Genomic DNA, 17775 nt, shown 5'->3' on the forward strand with positions numbered 1-17775 from the left:
GGTCTAGGATAGATGGGCCTAGCGTTGCGACGGGGCGACGATGCGCGGGGCCTTGATGGGGCCTGGGGCGGGTCGGGGGTTTGATCGGGATGATCTCAACTTCGGGGCTGACGAAGCGGTATGGCTCGACGTTCGCCCTGCGAGATTTCACGCTTGAGGTCAAGACGGGCGAGGTCTTCGGGCTGCTCGGGCCGAACGGGTCGGGGAAGACGACCGCGATCCGCCTGATCCTGGGGATGCTCCGGCCCAGCGAGGGGTCGGCCAGTGTCGACGGGTTCGATTGCTGGCGGCAGAGCGTCCGGGTCCGCGAGAGGGTCTCGTACCTGCCGGGCGAGCTGCGGCTGCCCGGGGCGATGACCGGGCGCAAGGTCTTGAAGTACCTGGGCGACCTGCGTGGCGGTGGCTCTCTGGAGCGGGCCGAGGCGATCGCCGATCGCGTGATGCGGCTGGACCTCGACCGCAAGGTGCGGGCCTATTCCACCGGGATGAAGCAGAAGCTCGCGCTGGCGCAGGCGTTCTCGGACCCCGTGGACATCCTGATCCTCGACGAGCCGACCTCGGCGCTCGACCCGTCGGCGCGGGGCGACGTGCTCGGGCTGGTCAAGGCGGCCAAGGCGGCCGGTCAGACCGTCATCTTCTCGGGCCATGTCCTGTCCGAGGTCGAGGCCGTCTCGGACCGCGTGGCGATCATGCGCAAGGGACGCCTGATGCACGTCGAGGACATGCACGCCAGGCGCAGCCTTCGGATGCTGCTGATACGATATGCCTCGTCCGAGGTGCCCGTGCCGCCCGACGAGCTTGAGCTGACCCGCCGCGACGCGCCCGGCGAGGCCCTGCTGTACGAGCATCGCGGAGAGGTCGGCCCGTTGCTGGGTTGGCTGGCCTCGCAGCCGGTCGCCGACCTGGCCATCGGGACCGAGGACTTGCAGAGCCTCTACGACACTTTCCACGGCGCCAACGCCGTCGACCTGCCCGACGAGGCCGCAACTTCATGAACGCCGCCTGGGCCTTCTTCCGCAAGCAACTGGGCGAGTCCCGCTGGAACCTCGGCCTTTCCGCCGCGGCATTGCTGGGGCTGTCGTATCTGCTCGTCTACGTCGCCTCACGCGCCGAGGGGCAGGTCCAGCCGGGCCAGCCCGATGCGCCGCCGATGAACGTGTTGACGCGTGCCGGGCAGTTCTTCGGCCAGCAGTACATGATGTTCCTGGTCACCTCCCCCAAGGAGATTGACTTCCGCCGTGCCATGGCCGCCGCCCGGCCCAACCCCAACGGCAACGGCCGCGGCACCCTCCGGGCCTTCGGCGGCAGCTCGTTCGACAATTCGTCGATCGCGCTCGAAGTGGCCCTGTGGAACCACCCGTTCATCCTGCTGCCGCTCGCCCTCTGGGCGATCGGGCGCGGCACCGGTGGCGTGGCCGGCGAGATCGAGAAGGGGGGCCTCGATCTGGTCCTCTCCAGGCCGATGAGCCGCACCGGCTACCTGGCCAATCAGGTGGCCGTCACGCTGCTGGGCCTGGTCGTGCTGGGCGGTGCCTTGATCGTGGGCAATCAGATCGGCGGCTACCGGTTCACGGTCCTGTCGCCCCCGCGCTGGACGGCCTTGCTCCCGGCGGCCTTGAACTACGCGGCGCTCGGGCTTGCGATGTATGGCGTGACCCTCTGGCTGTCGTCGATGGACGTCGTCCGCTGGCGACCGACCACGCTCGCATCGATGCTCGCCCTGGGGAGCTTCATCCTCCACGTCATCGTCAACCTGCCGACGATGGAGGAATACCTCTGGATGGACAAATTCTCCATCTATCACGCCTACGACCCCGTCGAGGCCGTCGTCAAGGGCGAGGTTCTTCGCACCAACCTCGCGGTGCTGGGGGGCATCGGCGGCGCGGGCCTGGCGCTGGCGTTCACCTGCTTCGCGGCTCGCGACCTACCCGCGAATAGCTAGTCCTCGGGGAATGGCCCTGGCGGCATCCACGCAAATGTGGGATGAATATGATCTTGTATCGGGGCTTCGCCACCTCCATCTCGAGATCGAGGGCCGATCGCCATGGATGAGATCAGGACATTCGAAGACGCTTTCCGAGACGGCCTTGCCAGCATCTATGACACCGAGCTCCAGTTCCTCGATGCCCGCCGGTCGATGCTGGAGCGGGCGTTCGACCCGGCGCTGAAGCGGATGATCCGCGACCAGATGGGCCAGGCCGAAGAGCAGATCGGGAATCTGGAACAGGCCTTCGCCACGCTGGGCCGGGCGACGAATCGGATCCGATGCGAGGCCGCCACGGGGCTCGTCGGTGCCTTGGAAGCGGGGATGGGGCGGGCTTCCGGGGTGTCCGAGCTGATCGACTGCGTGATCGCCCAGACCCTAGGCAAGATCGAGCATCACGCGGTGTGCACCTATCGAGGGCTCGCGGCCGCCGCGGAGCTGATGGATGAGCCCTCGCTGGCCGAGTTGCTCGGCCGCAACCTGGATCAGGGGGAGGTGGCCCTCCAGAAGGCAGAGACCGCCATCAATCGCCTGCTCCGCACCGCCTTCCATGCCAGGGACCGAGAGCACGCCTGAACTAGCGAGGGGGTGCGGCGCCGGCCCGGCCTCCTGCAGGAGGCCGGGCCGGCGCGACGTCCTACTCGGCCCGACGCTCGTAGCGGTCGAAGCTCAGACGCTTCGCGTCGCCGCGCATCGATTCGACCCGGTCCAGCGCCTTCGTCTCGGATCCGGCAAGGCTCGGCGTCAGCAGGTAGGTCGAGCGGAGCCTCACGGGCTTGCCGGCCAGCCGATACAGGGCCGATAGCTCGGTCAGGCGTAGGTTTCGCTCGCGGGTCATGGCCCTCAGCGCTTCGAGCCTCGGGAACGGCGGGATCGACGACGGGTCGCGCAGGGCCGCCAGCTTCCAGGAGACGCCCAGGATGTCGGCCACAAGCTCGAGCCGCGCAGGGACGGCGTCGGGCATGCCCAGGGCGTCGATCTCGGTGGTGTCGTTCGCCATGTGGAGCTTGCCCAGTGCGGCATCGAAGGTCGGCGTGAAGTGCGGGTCGAGGAGGTCGCGGCTCATCTGCGCGGCCACCCGATTGGCCCTCCCTCCCTCGGCCTCGCGCTTGCCGATGACGCCGTCGATGGCCTTGCGCAAGGCGGTCTGCGATTCGTCCAGCTTCTTCACCGGCAGCTCGGCCGTCAGCTTCCTCGCCATGTCGAGCAGGTGGATGCGGCCCCCCTCCGGGTCGTAGATGACGACCTCCTCGGGAGTCTCCGAGTCGAACATGTAGACGCGCCCGCCGTGGGCCACGATCTCGGCGCGGCCAACGGGCTCGGGCCCGCTGTAGTAGCGGGTCACCTGGATCTTGAACCCCGACGCCGCGGGCTTTGGCGGGGCCAGCGGTTGAGCGAGGGCCCGGGGAGCGAGCGAGGTCCAGCCGAGCCCCAGGGCGAAAATGATCGAAATCCTCATGGCTGACCCCCCAGGACTGCAAGCCCCTCGATCGACCCGACGCGCCCGGCTATGGTAACGGCCGGCGGCCCAACCGTGCAGGTCCAGAACTCGCCGCCCGCCTGCTTCGTCCCTGGCCAAAGGCGCCGCCCGAGGCGCGGAGGACCCGCCCATGAAAGTGCGACCGACCTTCACGACGGCTGTTCTGGCGCTCTTGCTCACCACGGCCACGACCAACGCTGCCGACCCCAAGCCCGGCGAGACGCCGCCGCTGGCGGAGTACTTCCGCGTCGAGAGCGCCAAGATCGAGGCCAAGCCGCTGCTGGGCATCGACTCGGCGGACGCCTGGAAGGCGAAACGACCCGAACTGAAGCGGCAACTCGCCGAGATGCTCGGCCTCGACCCCGGCCCCGAGCGGGTCCCGCTCGACGCCCAGGTCACCGGCACGGTCGAGGCCCCCGATTTCGTGATCGAGAAGATCCTGTTCCGCTCCGCCCCCGGGCTGGTCGTCACCGCCAATCTGTACCGGCCCAAGGTGGTCGACAAGGACAAGAAGCTGCCGGCGGTGCTCTACGTCTGCGGGCACGGGCGGGAGGAGATCGATGGACTGATCCTGGGCAACAAGGCGCATTACAAGCACCACGCCGCCTGGTACGCCGCCAATGGGTATGTCTGCTTGGTGCTCGACACGCTCGAGCTTGGCGAGGTGCCGGGCCTGCATCACGGAACGTTCAGGTACGGCATGTGGTGGTGGCTCTCCCGCGGGTACTCTCCCGCGGGGGTCGAGGCCTGGAACGGGATGCGGGGGATCGACTACCTCGTCTCCAGGCCCGAGGTCGACGCGACCAAGATCGGCGTGACGGGCCGATCGGGCGGCGGCGCGACGAGTTGGTGGGTGGCCGCGATGGACGACCGCGTGGCCGCTGCCATTCCCGTGGCCGGCATCACCGACTTGCACAATCACGTCGTCGACGGCATGGTCGAGGAGCATTGCGACTGCATGTATCCAGTGAACACCTATCGCTGGGACTTCGACACACTCGCCGCCCTGGTCGCGCCCCGGCCCCTCCTCGTCGAGAATACCGATGCCGACCCGATGTTTCCGGAGGACGGAGTCCGACGGATTTACGCTCAGCTCCAGCGGGTCTACGGCTGGTACGGGGCCGCCGACAAGCTCGGCCTGGTCGTCGGCAAGGGGAAGCACGTCGACACCGAAGAGCTCCGTCACCCCTCCTTCGCTTTCATGAACAAATGGCTCAAAGGGACCGATGCGAAGGTCGAGGAACCGCCCCGACCCATCGATCAGAAGGACCTGCGCGTGATCGCCGAGGACTCGGCCCTGGGACCGAGGGCCGCGAACGCGTTGATTCAGGAGACGTTCATCAAGGTCCCCACGCCGCCGAACATGCCGCCGACCCGAAACGCCTGGCCGGCGCAGCGGGCCCAATGGCTGGAGGAGATACGGGCCAAAGTCTTCGGCGGCTGGCCGGCCGAGGGTGAACTGTCCACGCCCGAACCGCAGCCGGTCATCGATCGCACGACGAAGGGAATCCGGATGCGCTCGTATGATTACGAGAGCCAGCCCGGCGTCACCTTGCGCTTCTGGTGGATCGAGCCCGCCGGCCGCGCCGCCGGGCCGCGCAACATGGCGATCCGAGTGCTCGACGAGGCCGCCTGGGAGGGCGAATGGTCGCGCATCATCGCGGCGCTGGAAGGGACAGGGCCCGTCTCGGATCTCAACACCGGCGCCTGGGTGACCGGTGTCCTTCCATTGAGGCTGTCCCGCGACCGGGCCCTCGTCCTGCTCGCCCCGCGCGGTGTGGGCCCGTCGGCCTGGCCTGAGACGAAGGACAGCAACATCCGCAGGCGGTTCTACCTGCTGGGCCAGACCCTCGACGGCATGCGAGTCCTGGACGTGCGCCGGGGGATTGCCGCGATGCGCCGTGTCGTCGAGGTTCCCCAGGGGGCCAACCTCGCCCTGATCGGCGAGGGGCAGGCCGCCCCGCTGGCCATGTGGGCCGCCGTTTTCGAGCCCTCCGTCTCCGATCTCGTCCTCGAATCGCCCCCGACCAGCGTGCGCGAAGGACCCGCGTTCCTGAACCTGGAGCGGCTGATGACCCAGGCCCAGGCGCTTACGCTGGTGCATCCGCGCGAGGTCGTCATCCGCCGTTCCACGCCCGATGCCTGGCGCTGGGCGGCGCGCCAGGCCGAGACGCTAGGCGCCCCGGTCGGCAGCTGGCCGTCATTCGCCCCGCGCTAGGCCCAGCACGGCCAGGGTCTCGGCATAGACCGCGTCGGGGCCCTGGTCGCCGTCCACCACATAAATCCGGTCGGGGACCGTCGCCCGCAGATGCGCCAGGATCGGCCCCGCGTGGTCGTCATAGACCTGCTGCCGCCGGGAGACGACCTCGATTGCGTCGTCGGGCCTGCGCACCAATGTGGCCCCGTCGTTGTCGCAATGCTCGGGCACGATGGGGGGCTTGGCCTGGAGGTGATAGGTCGCGCCACATTGCGGGCAGACGCGTCGGCCTGTCATCCGGGCCTCGGCCGCCTCGCGCGTCAGCGCGATCTCGAGATAGCCGTCGATGCCGAAGCCGAGCGTCTGTTCGAAGCCTTCAAGGATGGCCACCTGGCCCATCGTCCGGGGGAACCCGTCGAACAGCAGCCGGCGGTCGCCCGGGGCCTTCAGGTCGGCCTCCAGCAACTCGACGATGAGCGCGTCTGGGACGAGGTTGCCGCTGGCCAGGGTGGCCTCGACGCGCTTGCCCAGCGAGTCGCCACGGCGAACCGCCTCGCGTAACAGTTCGCCGGTGCGAACCAGGGTGTAGCCGTAATCCTTGCCCAGGCGTTCGGCCAGGCTGCTCTTGCCGCTGCCGGGACGCCCGAAGGCCACCAGGTGCCGCGGGGGGAACGAAACGGTCGCGGACACTCGGATGCACTCCGTCAAAGGGACGATTCGGCTCACGTGGCCGGGTTGATACAATAGGCCCGGAGGCCGCTCGACCGCGAGCGGCAAGGCCCAAAGCCCCGCGTACGGCGGGCACGGAGCGACCCGCGATGCAGCCCGAGGCCACCTCGTTCCGCAAGGATTATACCCGACATACGCTCGACGAGCGCGGAGTCGACGCCGACCCCATCGCGCAGCTCGGCGTCTGGCTCGAAGAGGCCGTTCTCGCCGACGTCCCCGAGCCCAACGCCATGACCCTGGCCACCGCCACCCTGGACGGCCACCCCTCGGCTCGTATCGTCCTGCTGCGGGGCCTCGACCGCCGCGGGCTCACCTTCTACACCAACTACGACAGCCGGAAGGGCCACGAACTCGCGGCCAACCCCCACGCCGCGATCGTCTTCTTCTGGCCCACCCAGGAGCGTCAAGTCCGCGTCGAGGGCCGGATCGATCGGGCTCCCGCCCCCGAGTCCGACGCCTACTTTCAGAGCCGGCCCCTCGCCTCGCGTCTGGGAGCCTGGGCCTCCGACCAGAGCCAGATCATTGCCGGACGGGATGCCCTCGAAGCCCGCTACGCCGATCTCGAAAAAGCTCACCCCGACGGAGACGTGCCCCGCCCCCCTCATTGGGGAGGCTACCTCCTCGCCCCCACCGCCATTGAATTCTGGCAAGGCCGCGCCAGTCGCCTCCACGACCGCCTGCGTTATGAGCTCGACGGAGAGGGACGCTGGAGCTTGCAACGCCTTTCCCCCTGAAGATGCTAATTTCGAATGAACTGCCGCCATGTTCCTCGGAGAGAACTTCCCCGGCTCGCCCCCTCGACTTCGTCGCCGATGACTTGGCCCCCCCCGCCCTGTACACTCGGGCCGTCATCCGGCATTTCGTGAGGGAGGCCGCTGCCATGCGTCGTCGACAGTTCCTGGAAGGTTGCGGACTGGGGCTGACGGGGCTGCTGGCCGCGGAGTCGGGGCTTGCTCCGGCGGCCATGGTCCTGGATGGGCTCGCGGGGGCCGAGATCGCCGCGGATCTCGTCATCGTCGGCGCGGGAGTGGGCGGGTGCGCGGCGGCCCTGGCGGCCCTGAAGGCGGGCAAGACGGTCGTGATGACCGACCCGACAGACTGGGTCGGCGGCCAGCTCACCCAGCAGGCGGTGCCCCCCGACGAGCATCCCTGGATCGAGCAGTTCGGCGGCAATGCCTCGTATTTCGCGTTCCGGCGGGGCGTGCGCGACTACTATCGCCGGCACTACCCCCTGACGGCTGAGGCCTCCGCTCGCCTGAACTTGAACCCGGGCAATGGGACGGTCTCCAAGCTCTGCCACGAGCCTCGAGTTGCGCTCGCGGTGCTGACGGAGATGCTCGCCCCCTATGCCTCGGGCGGCCGGCTGATTGTGCTCCTGGAGCACGAGCCGGTCGCGGCCGACGTCCAGGGCGATCGCGTCCGCGCCGTCACCGTGAAGCATTCGCCTACCGGCCGATCCCGCACCCTGGTCGCCCCCTATTTCCTCGACGCGTCGGAGCTGGGCGACCTGCTGCCGCTGGCCGGCGTCGAGTTCGTCACGGGCTTCGAGGCCAAGGGCGAGACCGGCGACCTGAGCGCCCCGGACGTCGCGCAGCCCGAGAATCAGCAGTCGTTCACGTGCTGCTTCGCCATGGACCACGTCCAGGGGGAGGACCACACGGTCGACAGGCCGGCCGAATACGCATTCTGGCGCGACTATGTGCCGAAGCTCACCCCCGCCTGGCCGGGCAAGCTGTTCGGCGACGCCTCCGACCCCAAGACGCTCAAGGGCCGCACGCTCATCTTCGACCCCACCGGCGAGGGCAAGGGGTTCTGGAACTACCGCCGGATTGCCGACGCCCGCAACTTCGCCCCCGGCACGTATCCCGGCGGCATGACGCTCGTGAACTGGCCCCAGAACGACTACTGGCTGGGCAACCTCATCGGCGTGACCCCGGACGAGGCCAAGGCGCACGTCGCCCGCGCCAAGCAGCTCAGCCTGTCCTTGCTCTATTGGCTCCAGACCGAGTTCCCCCGTCCCGACGGCGGCGCCGGCTACAAGGGGCTGCGGCTCAGGCCCGACGTGGTGGGGACCGCCGACGGCCTGGCAAAATATCCTTATATCCGCGAATCCAGGCGCATCCGGGCCGAGTTCACCGTGCTCGAGAAGCACGTCGGCACCGAGGCCCGGCGCGCCGCACTGGGTCGTGAGGACGTGACGGCCGAGGCGTTCGGCGACTCTGTGGGAATCGGCAGCTACCGGATCGATCTGCACCCCAGCACGGGCGGGAATAACTACATCGACGTCAGCTCGCTGCCGTTCCAGGTCCCGCTGGGCTCGCTCATCCCGCGCCGGGTGGAGAACGTCCTGGCCGCGTGCAAGAACCTGGGCGTGACCCACATCACCAACGGCTGCTATCGCCTGCACCCCGTCGAGTGGGCCATCGGCGAGGCCGCCGGCGCCCTGGCGGCCTTCTGCCTCGACCGCAAGCTTTCACCCCGCGCCGTCCGCAACACCCAGCCGCGGCTCCGCGAATTTCAGGCGAGCCTCACCGCGCGGGGCGTCGAACTGGACTGGCCCAAGCTCACTCCTCGCTGAGCTTCAGCGTTGGTTCGCTCAGTATCCCGCACCCGACCACTCGTAATAAGGCGGCTCCAGGGTCCCCCCGTCGTATCCCTCGGCGATCTGGCCGCGGATCATCGACAGCAGGGAATCGGCCAGGGCGTCGGTCAACGACGGCGAGGCGCCCAGGATCACCAACACGCCGCCCGGCTCAACCAGGCCACGCAGGACGACCTCGCCGGTCACTCGGTTCTCGACCAGGAAATCGGTCAGTTCATCTTCCATGCGAGCGACTCCCCGCGGCCGTCGGTACGGGCACGATACGCCGCGCGCCGGGGGCAATCTCGCCTCGACGGAACGAGGCCGAGCGGTCGGCGAGCGGTATCTGCTCGGACTGCGCGATCAGGTCCATCAGGCCTCGTTCCTGGAGCACCAGGCGGATGTTCGAGGCGCCCGCGAATACGCCCCGGGTCCGCCCCTCGTCGAATTCGGCCCGCCCCACGCAGACGCCGATGAGGAGGGCGTCCTGGTACAGGCCCCCTCCCGAACGGCCGTGCTCCGGGGCCTTGGTCGTGACCAGGAACGGGCGTTCTTCTTCTTTCTGCGTCATGTCCAGCCAGGCGACGCCTCGCATGGTCGTGGACCATCGGCTGAGATTCGTCGCCAGGTCGATTCCCACCGAGGTGACCTTCGAGCCCTGGGCGGGCTCCTCATCGCCGGCCGTCAGCCGGGCCACATAAGGCAAGGCCCTCATCCCTCGGATGCGTACCACCGCGACGTCTCCGTGGCGGTCGTCCCCCACCCGATCCCCCTTGACGGCCATCGGCCGGGCACCCGCCGCGGCGGGCTCCGCCTCGCGGCCGAGGTTGTACCGATGCAGTTCGACGACGATCGGCTCGCGGCCGTTGACGACGTGCGAGGCGGTCAGCACCAGGGTCTCGCCCGCGACAGACGCGATGATCGTGCCGCTGCCCACGGTCCTGCCCTGCCGGATGAGGACCGTCGGCCGGATCGTCAGGTCATCTTCGGCGTTCGCCTTCGGGCTCGCGACGCCGCTTCCTGGAAGCTCGGCCGCGTGCGCGCCGGGCCCAGCCGCCAGCAATGCGAGCGCGAAGCCAATCGCGACGACGGATCGCTGTTGCATGCCGCCCCTCAGGAATCGACCGAGTCAACGCTTACACACTCGATCGAGCGATTGTCGGCGAGTCACCCCGCTCCGGCAAGGGTCACGCCCTGGATGTTGGCGACCGGGCAGCAGAGGCAGTTGGCCCTTTCGCCCGCCCCGAATCGCCGGCTTCGAACGGAGATGGCCCCCGCAGGTCGATTGCGGGGACCTTAAATCAGCGCGCTCGGCGGTTGCCGTGGCCCTCCGATCAGCCGAAGACTCGAGGGATGTTGATGCTGTAGAACTCGGCCTCGAGTTGCTCCAGCAGCAGGGCGAAGTTCAGGATGTTGATGTCGTTGGCAGCCGAGCTGACGTCATCGTAGCCTGGGGCCGGGCCGCCATTGAGGCTGGCGACGTACGGGCTGACGGCGTTGACGACCTGGCTGACCAGCAGGCCATTGGCGAACGAGTTGCCGTTCGGCAAGACCGGCGTATTCACCAGCGTGTTGAGGTAGCCCGCGTGGTAGGCTTCCGCCAGCGCGATCTGGTTGGCGATGAAGCGAGTCTGGGCGTCGAAGATGAAGAAATTGGCCCGCAGATAGGCCCCAACGCCGATGTTCTCGAACGCCTGGGACAGGCCGGCGAATTGCGCGGCGCTGCCGGCCACCAGGTTCTGGAACGTCGGCTTGGGCCGGGCATTCGCGCCCAGCAGCGAGGTCAGCACGGAGACGTGATTCGCCTCGTCGTTGCCGATCTCACGGAAGTTGCGGGAATTCCAGCCCGAGTACAGCGACGGAAGGGTGCCGAGGCTGCCCGCCTTCGCCACGCCACTCATCGCCAGGGCCGCCGGGATCGCCAGCGTCGAGCGCATCAGGAAGGACCGACGGCCACGGCCTGCGGCCGGCTCATCGACGACTTCGGACGTGGAGGACACTTCGCGGTCGAGTTCGTTCAGCATGCTTGAATCTCTCTTGTTAGCTCGGTCGAGGTGTGGAGAGTCAACCCGGGCTGCCCATGAAGGCACCCAGGCCGGCGGTCATGTCCCGCCACGGGCAATCAAGAACGAGGGCAATGCGTGGAGATTTCGCGTGGATCCAACATCAGTCGAGCTTTCCCGCGACGATTCGTCGATCCGGGGAGTCGGCGCCGAGGATCCCACTCGCGCGCAGACAGATCGCCATGTATCTGATGTCGAAATCTCTGGAATCGGCCGAGATGTCCAGCAATTGCTGCGCCGGGTGAGGGGATGCTCGGATTGAGAAACGCCCGCGGCTTCGAGAGGCGTGTCGTTCCGCGACGTTTCAAGGGCATCGCACGTCGCACGAGCGCGGTGATGTTCCGAATCGGGTCGGGCGGGGAAACCACCCCGTTGCACCGCTTCCCGCTCTTGCGCATTACGAAGCGCAGAAAACAATCACCTCTCGATTCGGCTTGCGTGTCCCCGAAGGTGATCGGGGTTCTGCCCCTCACCGGCTGGCACCGACCCGCTTCATGGCCGAGACGCCGGCCGGGTGGGATCGTCCCTCACTCCCTCGACTCGGCCCTGGCTCCTCGGCATCGATCCAGGATCATTTGAGGAGGATGGACGTCTCGGGCGGCGGCTTCGAGCCCGAGGTTGGGCCGTCGACGGGCGGGGATGGGGCGAACGGGACGAGATCGCGGCCGTCGGCGCGGCGTCGGTCCTGTAATTCGCGGTAGAAGCGGACCTCGCGGCGGTTCGATCGCAGCGCCTCCAACGCCTCACGGACCATATTCAGGCAGGCGACCAGCATCAGGGTCACGCCGACGAGCGCCGTCAGGGTGGGCAGGGCCACCAGCCTGTGGTTGCCGGCCAGCACGTCGAGCGCCAGGGAGAGGCTCGTCAGAATGAACGCGCCGAAGGCCAGGTACAGCATCGTCAGGGCGTAGCGGATCCGGTCGCTGCGCCAGATGAGCCGGCCAAGCTGATCATTGATGTGCGTCAGCCGGGTCGCGAGATAATCCAGCTTGGTGTCGCCCCGGCCGATCGAGTCGCCCAGGTCGTTCAGCACGCGGATCCGGTCGACGATCCTCGACATCCGGTTGGACGTCGAGATGATCAGCGACCCGTTGGCCGTCAGGAAGATCGCCGGAGTGATCATGGCCGACAGGGTTGCATACGTCGACGACGAGGAGGCGGAGAGGGGCATCAAACTCGGCGGGCCGTCGAACATCGGGGTCGGAGTCCTCTTTGCGCCTACGCCCGCCCGCTTCGTCCACGCCATTCCACGCCGGGCCGGCGATCGCGCTTCGAGTCTGTCGCCCCAGGTCCCCCGCGTCCAGCCCTCCCGGGCCACTTGCCGGCCAGATTGAGCGTTGGACCCCGGGACGACGGACGGCAGGTGCATCGCCGCGCCAATTTGTTTAGGATCTGTTGAACACGATCGGTCGATTGAGGAAGGTCGCTCTCAGCCCGAGAACCGCGACGCCGGCCCGGAGCATCGATCCCATGCCGCCAGAGGTTTCCCGAGCCGATCGGGGTCGTTCCGCCCGGCCGTTCCTCCAGATCGGCGCCTTCGCGGCGGTCCTCCTCGCCCGCGTGGCCGCCGCAGCCGAGGACGAGGCGTCGCGGCGTTCGTTCTTCGAGTCCAAGATCCGGCCCGTGTTGGCCATCCACTGCTATGACTGCCACGGCGCGTCCAAACAGGCGGGAGGTCTGCGGGTCGACTGGAAGGGTGGCCTGATCGAGGGGGGCGATTCCGGCCCGTCCGTCGAGCCGGGGGACGCCGACGGGAGCCTGCTCGTCCGGGTCATGGAGCATGCTGAGCCCGGCCTCGAGATGCCCCAGAAGGCCCCGAAATTGCCCGAGTCCGCCCTCAAAGACCTCCGTGATTGGGTCATGTCCGGGGCATACGACCCCCGCGACGTCGCGCCCTCTCCCGAGGATTCAGGCCGCCAGGAGTGGGAAGCCAAGCTCGGGGAACGCCGGTCCTGGTGGAGCCTCCAGCCCATCGCCCGACCGGCCGTCCCTTCGACCCGCGACGCCCGCTGGCCGGAGGGGCCCGTCGACCGCTTCGTCCTGGCGAAGCTCGAACGAGCGGGCCTCGCCCCGTCGGCCCCGGCCGATCGGGCGCCCCTGGCTCGCCGGCTCGCCTTCGTGCTGACGGGCCTTCCTCCAGGCGAGGACATGATCAGGTCATTCGTCGGAGACAGCTCGCCCGAAGCCTATGAGCGGCTGGTCGACCGACTCCTCGACTCGCCCCACTTCGGCGAGCATTGGGCTAGGCACTGGATGGACGTGGTGCGCTACGGCGACACCTACGGTTATGAGTGGGACATCCCCGCGAAAGGGGCCTGGCGCTATCGAGACTATCTCGTCCGCGCCTTCAACGCCGACATCCCGTTCGACCAGTTGACCCGCGAACAGATCGCCGGCGACCTGCTGGAGCGGCCCAGGCTCGACCCCGCCGGCGAGACGAACGAGTCGCTCATCGGCCCCATGTTCCTCCAGATGGGCGAGAACCGGCACGGCGACAGCGCCCAGTTCGACGGCATCCATCAGGAGATGGTGCACAACAAGATCGACGCCTTCTCCAAGGCCTTTCAGGGGACGACCGTCGGCTGCGCCCGCTGCCACGATCACAAGATCGATGCCGTCTCCCAGCGCGATTACTACGCCCTGGCCGGCGCCTTCATGAGCCCTCGGTGGGTCACCCATACGCTCGACACCCCTGCCCGAGGCGCCCGGGCGCTCGACGAGCTGAGACGGCTGAAGGGCCCGTTGCGCCGGGCTCTCGCGGATTGGTGGCTGGGCGAATCTCGCGGCTGGGCCGGGGAGTTGCTCGCGACGCCATCCCCCTCCGACGCGCCGACCGCCTGGGGGCGAGCCACGTCCGCAGCCGGCGCAGAGCCCCCCTGGGAGCATCCACTGCGGGCCTGGGTCGCGCTCGCCAAGGTGGCCCGTGACAAGGGGGACCTTGCCGCCGCATGGTCCTCGATCGCCGCTGGTTACGCCGGGGAGCACAAAACGCGTGCGGATGACAACGCCTCGAAATTCAAGGTCGTCGCCGACTTCTCCAAGGGGCTTCCCCCGGGTTGGTCGGTCGACGGAGTCGGACTCCGCGACGGGCCCGTCCGTCCCGGAGACTTCGTCGTCGCGCTCGAAGGGCCGGCGGCCCTCGTCGCCGTTCTGCCGGGCGGCCTGTTCACCAATGCGCTCTCGCCCAGGCTCAACGGCGCGCTGAGATCGCCCTATCTGAAGTCGCTTCCCGCCGCCTGGCTGAGCCTGGAGACATGCGGGGCCGAGTTCGCGGCCGAACGCACCGTGGTCGACAACGCGTTCCTTACCGAGCGGCAGGAATATCTCGCGCGGCCCGCCCCGGCCTGGTCGACCGTCCCCCCCCTGCCCGAGCTGGCCGGGCGCAACGTCTACCGCGAGCTGGCGACGAAGACGAGCAACCCGAACTTCCCGCCCCGCGTCGGCCTCGGCGGCGCCTGCACCGACGCGCAGGCGGCCGATCCCAGGAGTTGGTTCGGCGTCACCCGAGCCGTCGTCGGCAGCGCCCAGGGAACGCCCCGCGACGATCTCGCCCAATTCCTCCCGCTCTTCGAGGGGCCCGCACCCACGACCCTGGCCGAGGTGGCCGCCAGGTATTCACGCTGGTGCCGCGCCTCGCTGGAGCGCTGGGCCGGCGACGAGGCGACCGACCACGACGCGATCAGACTGAACTGGCTCCTGACGCAAGGCATGCTGACCAACCGATGGGATGGCCCTGCTCCGTTCGGGATCCGCGACCTGGTGAACGCCTACCGGGCGGCCGAACGCCTGGTGCCCGACCCTCAGACCGTCAATGGCCTTGCCGACCTCGACGACGGCGAGAACTATCGCCTCAACGTCCGAGGCGAGTACGACAAGCTCGGCGCGGCCGTGCCACGTGGCTATCTGGGCGTGCTGGCCGAGGGCCGCTCGGCCCCGGAGTTCTCGGACCGCAGGAGCGGACGACTCGAACTGGCCGAACGCGTCGCCTCGGCCGACAACCCCCTGACGGCGCGGGTCTACGCCAACCGGGTCTGGCAGTGGGTTTTTGGCACTGGAATCGTCGCCACGCCCGACGACTTCGGCAAGCTCGGCGACCCGCCGTCGAACCCCGAGCTGCTCGACTGGCTGGCCGCGCGGCTCGTCGATCGAGGCTGGTCGACGAAGGCCCTGGTTCGCGAACTGGTCCTGACCGCCACCTTCCGCCAGGGGAGCATCGCTGCGCCAGGTGCCACCGAGGTCGACCCCGGCAACCGCCTGCTCCACCACGCTCCCCTGCGGCGTCTGGAGGCCGAGTCGGTCCGAGACGCGATCCTCGCGGCCTCGGGGCGGCTCGATTTGCGGCTCTCCGGCCCGACGATCGACCCCCACAGGGCGAACGAAGACCCCCAGAAACGCCTCGTCTCCGGGCCGCTCGATGGCGACGGCCGCCGTTCGCTCTATATCAAGTCGACCTTGATGGAACCGCCCAGGTTCCTGGCGACGTTCAACCAGCCCCCGCCCAAGATCCCGGCCGGCCGCCGCGACCTGACCAACGTTCCCGCCCAGGCCCTCGCCCTGCTCAACGACCCATTCGTCCAGGGACAGGCCAGGCTCTGGGGAGAACGCCTCGCCGCGGGACCGCCCGCGTCGGTCGATGCGCGGCTGACGACGATGTTCAACCTGGCCTTCGGCCGACCGCCGAGGGCCGACGAGCTTGGCCGCTGGGCGGGCCTGGTCGACGCTCTCGCCCGCGGGCGTGGGGTCGGCCCTCACGACGTGCCGACGTGCGCGCCGGTCTGGTCCGACGTGGCGCATACGCTGTTCAATACCAAGGAATTCCTCTACCTCCGCTGACCGCGAAGGGCCCCCGACGAGCAACCTCGCCCGGCGCCGGAACCAGAGAGATCGGAAGTCCATCCATGAACGAAACCCCCTGCCCTGGACATGGCAACCGTCGCCTCCGGTCCCGCCGCGAGTTCCTCAACTCCGCCTCGTGCGGCTTCGGCATGCTGGCGCTGGCCGGGCTGATGAACGAAGAGGCCCGCGCCTCGGGGGGCGCTCCCCCACGCGCCCGCAGCGTCATCTTCTGCTTCATGGATGGCGGCCCCAGCCACGTCGACACGTTCGACCCCAAGCCGGCGCTGGCCAAACATCAAGGGAAGCCCATCGGCGAGGCGGCCGTCTCCAAGAAGTCGCAGTCGGCCGCCAGCCGGGTCTGGCTGGGTAGCCCCTGGACGTTCCGCCAGCGTTGCCAGAGCGGGCTCTGGGTCAGCGATCTGCTGCCGCACCTCGCCGGGGTCGCCGATGACCTCTGCGTCGTCCGCTCGATCGTCGGCGAGCAGCCGCTGCACGGCCAGCAGAGCCTCTTGCTGCATACGGGGCGCGTGACCGGCCAGGCGCCCAGCTTCGGCTCGTGGGTTTCCTACGGCCTCGCCACCGGCAACGCCAACTTGCCGGGATATGTGCTGCTGAACAACGACTGGATTCCCAACGGCGGCCTCGAGAACTTCGCCCCCGCCTTCCTCCCCGCCGTCCACGGCGCGACGATGATCCGGTCGAAAGGTGTCCCGGTCGACGACATCGTCCCGGCCGACTCCTCGGTCATCCAGCGTCTGAAGCTCGACCTGCTCGCGGCCCAGGATCGTTCCTTCGCCGCGGAGTCGACCGACGGGGCCGCCGTCGAGTCGGCGATCCAGAACTACGAGGCCGCGTTCCGCATGCAGTCGTCCGTCCCCGAGGTCGCCGAGGTCGCCGGCGAGTCCGCCGAGACCCGCCGCCTCTACGGACTCGATCGCCCCGACGACTACCAGAAGTTCTATGCCCTGCAATGCTTGCGTGCCCGCCGCCTGGTGGAGCGAGGCGTCCGGTTCGTCGAGATCACCTGCCCGCTGACCCACGCCAATAACTCACCCTGGGACCAGCACGGAGAGTTGAAGAAGTACCACAACGAGAATGCGATGATCACCGACCAGCCCGTCGCCGCGCTCATCGCCGACCTCAAACGCCGGGGCCTTCTCGACTCCACCGTCGTCGTCTGGGCCGGCGAGATGGGCCGGACCCCGCACACTGGGGTCGTCAGCGAGACGGCGGGCCGCGATCACCACGTCAACGGTTACACCGTCGTCCTGGCCGGCGGCGGTTTCAAGGGTGGCAGTACCTTCGGCGCGACCGACGAATTCGGCAACTCCGTCGCCGAGAACCCGCTCACCATCCATGACATCCACGCGACCGTCCTGCACCAGCTCGGCCTGGACCACGAGGCCCTCACCTTCCGCTACGGAGGCCGGGACCACAGCCTCACCGACGTCCACGGCCGCGTCGTCCGAGAGATCCTCGCCTAAGGGGGCGGGCAACGATCACGCGGCCAATTTCGCCGTCATTCGTTGGATGGCGGAGCTGGAAGCCGCTACTTGAGCCATTCCTTCCGTTCAGCGGCCTCGATCAAATCCCCGATCGTGATGGGCGAGAGTCCCCAGACCTCGTGGGGGTCTCTCCGAAGTAGGAATTCCTCGATGAACCAATGAAGCATCGCGAGCGGGTTGCCGCTGGCTTCCGGCCCGAAGTGCTTCGACGCATCAAACCGGGACAGGTCGACCTCGAACTCCTTGCCGAATGCTTCGATCAGTTCCCAGCCGTCCGCACCATCCGTACCGAGATCGCCGAAGAGTGTGGTCTCAGGGGTGAGACGTTCGGGATCGGTCATCGTCGCGCTTGCCACGAAGGCCTTGACCCTTGCCTCGAGGTTGGTACTCATCGTGGGCC

15 protein-coding genes are annotated in these 17775 nt (G+C 68.4%); 8 read left to right on the forward strand and 7 right to left on the reverse strand.

What is annotated here, in order from left to right:
- The first annotated feature begins 89 nt into the window (after positions 1-89).
- From EP7_RS01875 to EP7_RS01885, 3 genes are all read left to right on the forward strand, one after another.
- Positions 90-995, forward strand: coding sequence for an ABC transporter ATP-binding protein (locus tag EP7_RS01875; RefSeq protein WP_463525870.1), 906 nt, complete (start codon positions 90-92; stop codon positions 993-995).
- A complete protein-coding gene (locus EP7_RS01880; protein ID WP_463525871.1) occupies positions 992-1942 on the forward strand; it encodes an ABC transporter permease subunit in 951 nt (316 codons plus the stop codon). The genes EP7_RS01875 and EP7_RS01880 overlap by 4 nt, the downstream gene beginning before the upstream one ends.
- Before the next feature lie 102 nt (positions 1943-2044).
- The gene (locus EP7_RS01885) at positions 2045-2560 is read left to right on the forward strand and encodes a YciE/YciF ferroxidase family protein (protein ID WP_463525872.1); all 516 of its coding nucleotides are present in this window, start codon (positions 2045-2047) and stop codon (positions 2558-2560) included.
- Between the two features lie 61 nt (positions 2561-2621).
- Here the strand turns inward: EP7_RS01885 and EP7_RS01890 are convergent, their stop codons facing one another.
- Complete coding sequence (locus EP7_RS01890; RefSeq protein WP_463525873.1) at positions 2622-3443, reverse strand: hypothetical protein; 822 nt, start codon at positions 3441-3443, stop codon at positions 2622-2624.
- Between the two features lie 151 nt (positions 3444-3594).
- Between EP7_RS01890 and EP7_RS01895 the strand changes: the two genes are divergently transcribed.
- The gene (locus EP7_RS01895) at positions 3595-5682 is read left to right on the forward strand and encodes an alpha/beta hydrolase family protein (RefSeq protein WP_463525874.1); all 2088 of its coding nucleotides are present in this window, start codon (positions 3595-3597) and stop codon (positions 5680-5682) included.
- Here the strand turns inward: EP7_RS01895 and EP7_RS01900 are convergent.
- Positions 5665-6351, reverse strand: coding sequence for an adenylate kinase family protein (locus EP7_RS01900; RefSeq protein WP_463525876.1), 687 nt, complete (start codon positions 6349-6351; stop codon positions 5665-5667). The genes EP7_RS01895 and EP7_RS01900 overlap by 18 nt on opposite strands.
- A 128-nt stretch (positions 6352-6479) precedes the next feature.
- Between EP7_RS01900 and pdxH the strand changes: the two genes are divergently transcribed.
- Together pdxH and EP7_RS01910 are read left to right on the forward strand one after the other, a co-directional pair.
- On the forward strand, positions 6480-7124 hold the full coding sequence (pdxH, locus tag EP7_RS01905) for a pyridoxamine 5'-phosphate oxidase (RefSeq protein WP_463525877.1): 645 nt from the start codon (positions 6480-6482) through the stop codon (positions 7122-7124).
- A gap of 146 nt (positions 7125-7270) precedes the next feature.
- Positions 7271-8968 carry an FAD-dependent oxidoreductase gene (locus EP7_RS01910; protein WP_463525878.1) on the forward strand — a complete coding sequence of 566 codons (1698 nt, stop codon included), beginning with the start codon at positions 7271-7273 and terminating at the stop codon, positions 8966-8968.
- 18 nt (positions 8969-8986) lie between these two features.
- Here the strand turns inward: EP7_RS01910 and EP7_RS01915 are convergent, their stop codons facing one another.
- From EP7_RS01915 to EP7_RS01930, 4 genes are all read right to left on the reverse strand, one after another.
- Entirely contained in the window at positions 8987-9217 is a 231-nt protein-coding gene (locus EP7_RS01915; RefSeq protein WP_463525879.1) for a hypothetical protein, read from the reverse strand.
- The gene (locus EP7_RS01920) at positions 9207-10076 is read right to left on the reverse strand and encodes a S1 family peptidase (RefSeq protein WP_463525880.1); all 870 of its coding nucleotides are present in this window, start codon (positions 10074-10076) and stop codon (positions 9207-9209) included. Before EP7_RS01920 ends, EP7_RS01915 begins: the two co-directional genes overlap by 11 nt.
- A gap of 229 nt (positions 10077-10305) precedes the next feature.
- Positions 10306-10995 carry a ferritin-like domain-containing protein gene (locus tag EP7_RS01925; RefSeq protein WP_463525881.1) on the reverse strand — a complete coding sequence of 230 codons (690 nt, stop codon included), beginning with the start codon at positions 10993-10995 and terminating at the stop codon, positions 10306-10308.
- 610 nt (positions 10996-11605) lie between these two features.
- Positions 11606-12229, reverse strand: coding sequence for a DUF2721 domain-containing protein (locus EP7_RS01930; protein ID WP_463525882.1), 624 nt, complete (start codon positions 12227-12229; stop codon positions 11606-11608).
- Positions 12230-12504: 275 nt separating this feature from the next.
- Between EP7_RS01930 and EP7_RS01935 the strand changes: the two genes are divergently transcribed.
- Positions 12505-15867, forward strand: a complete 3363-nt coding sequence (locus EP7_RS01935; protein ID WP_463525883.1) for a DUF1553 domain-containing protein — start codon at positions 12505-12507, stop codon at positions 15865-15867.
- Positions 15868-15932: 65 nt separating this feature from the next.
- Entirely contained in the window at positions 15933-17354 is a 1422-nt protein-coding gene (locus EP7_RS01940; protein WP_463525884.1) for a DUF1501 domain-containing protein, read from the forward strand.
- 65 nt (positions 17355-17419) lie between these two features.
- On the opposite strand, the gene EP7_RS01945 is transcribed toward EP7_RS01940, so the two are convergent.
- The gene (locus EP7_RS01945; protein WP_463525885.1) at positions 17420-17767 is read right to left on the reverse strand and encodes a DUF1493 family protein; all 348 of its coding nucleotides are present in this window, start codon (positions 17765-17767) and stop codon (positions 17420-17422) included.
- Positions 17768-17775 lie beyond the last annotated feature (8 nt).

Source organism: Isosphaeraceae bacterium EP7 (genome assembly GCA_038400315.1).
GTDB lineage: Bacteria > Planctomycetota > Planctomycetia > Isosphaerales > Isosphaeraceae > EP7.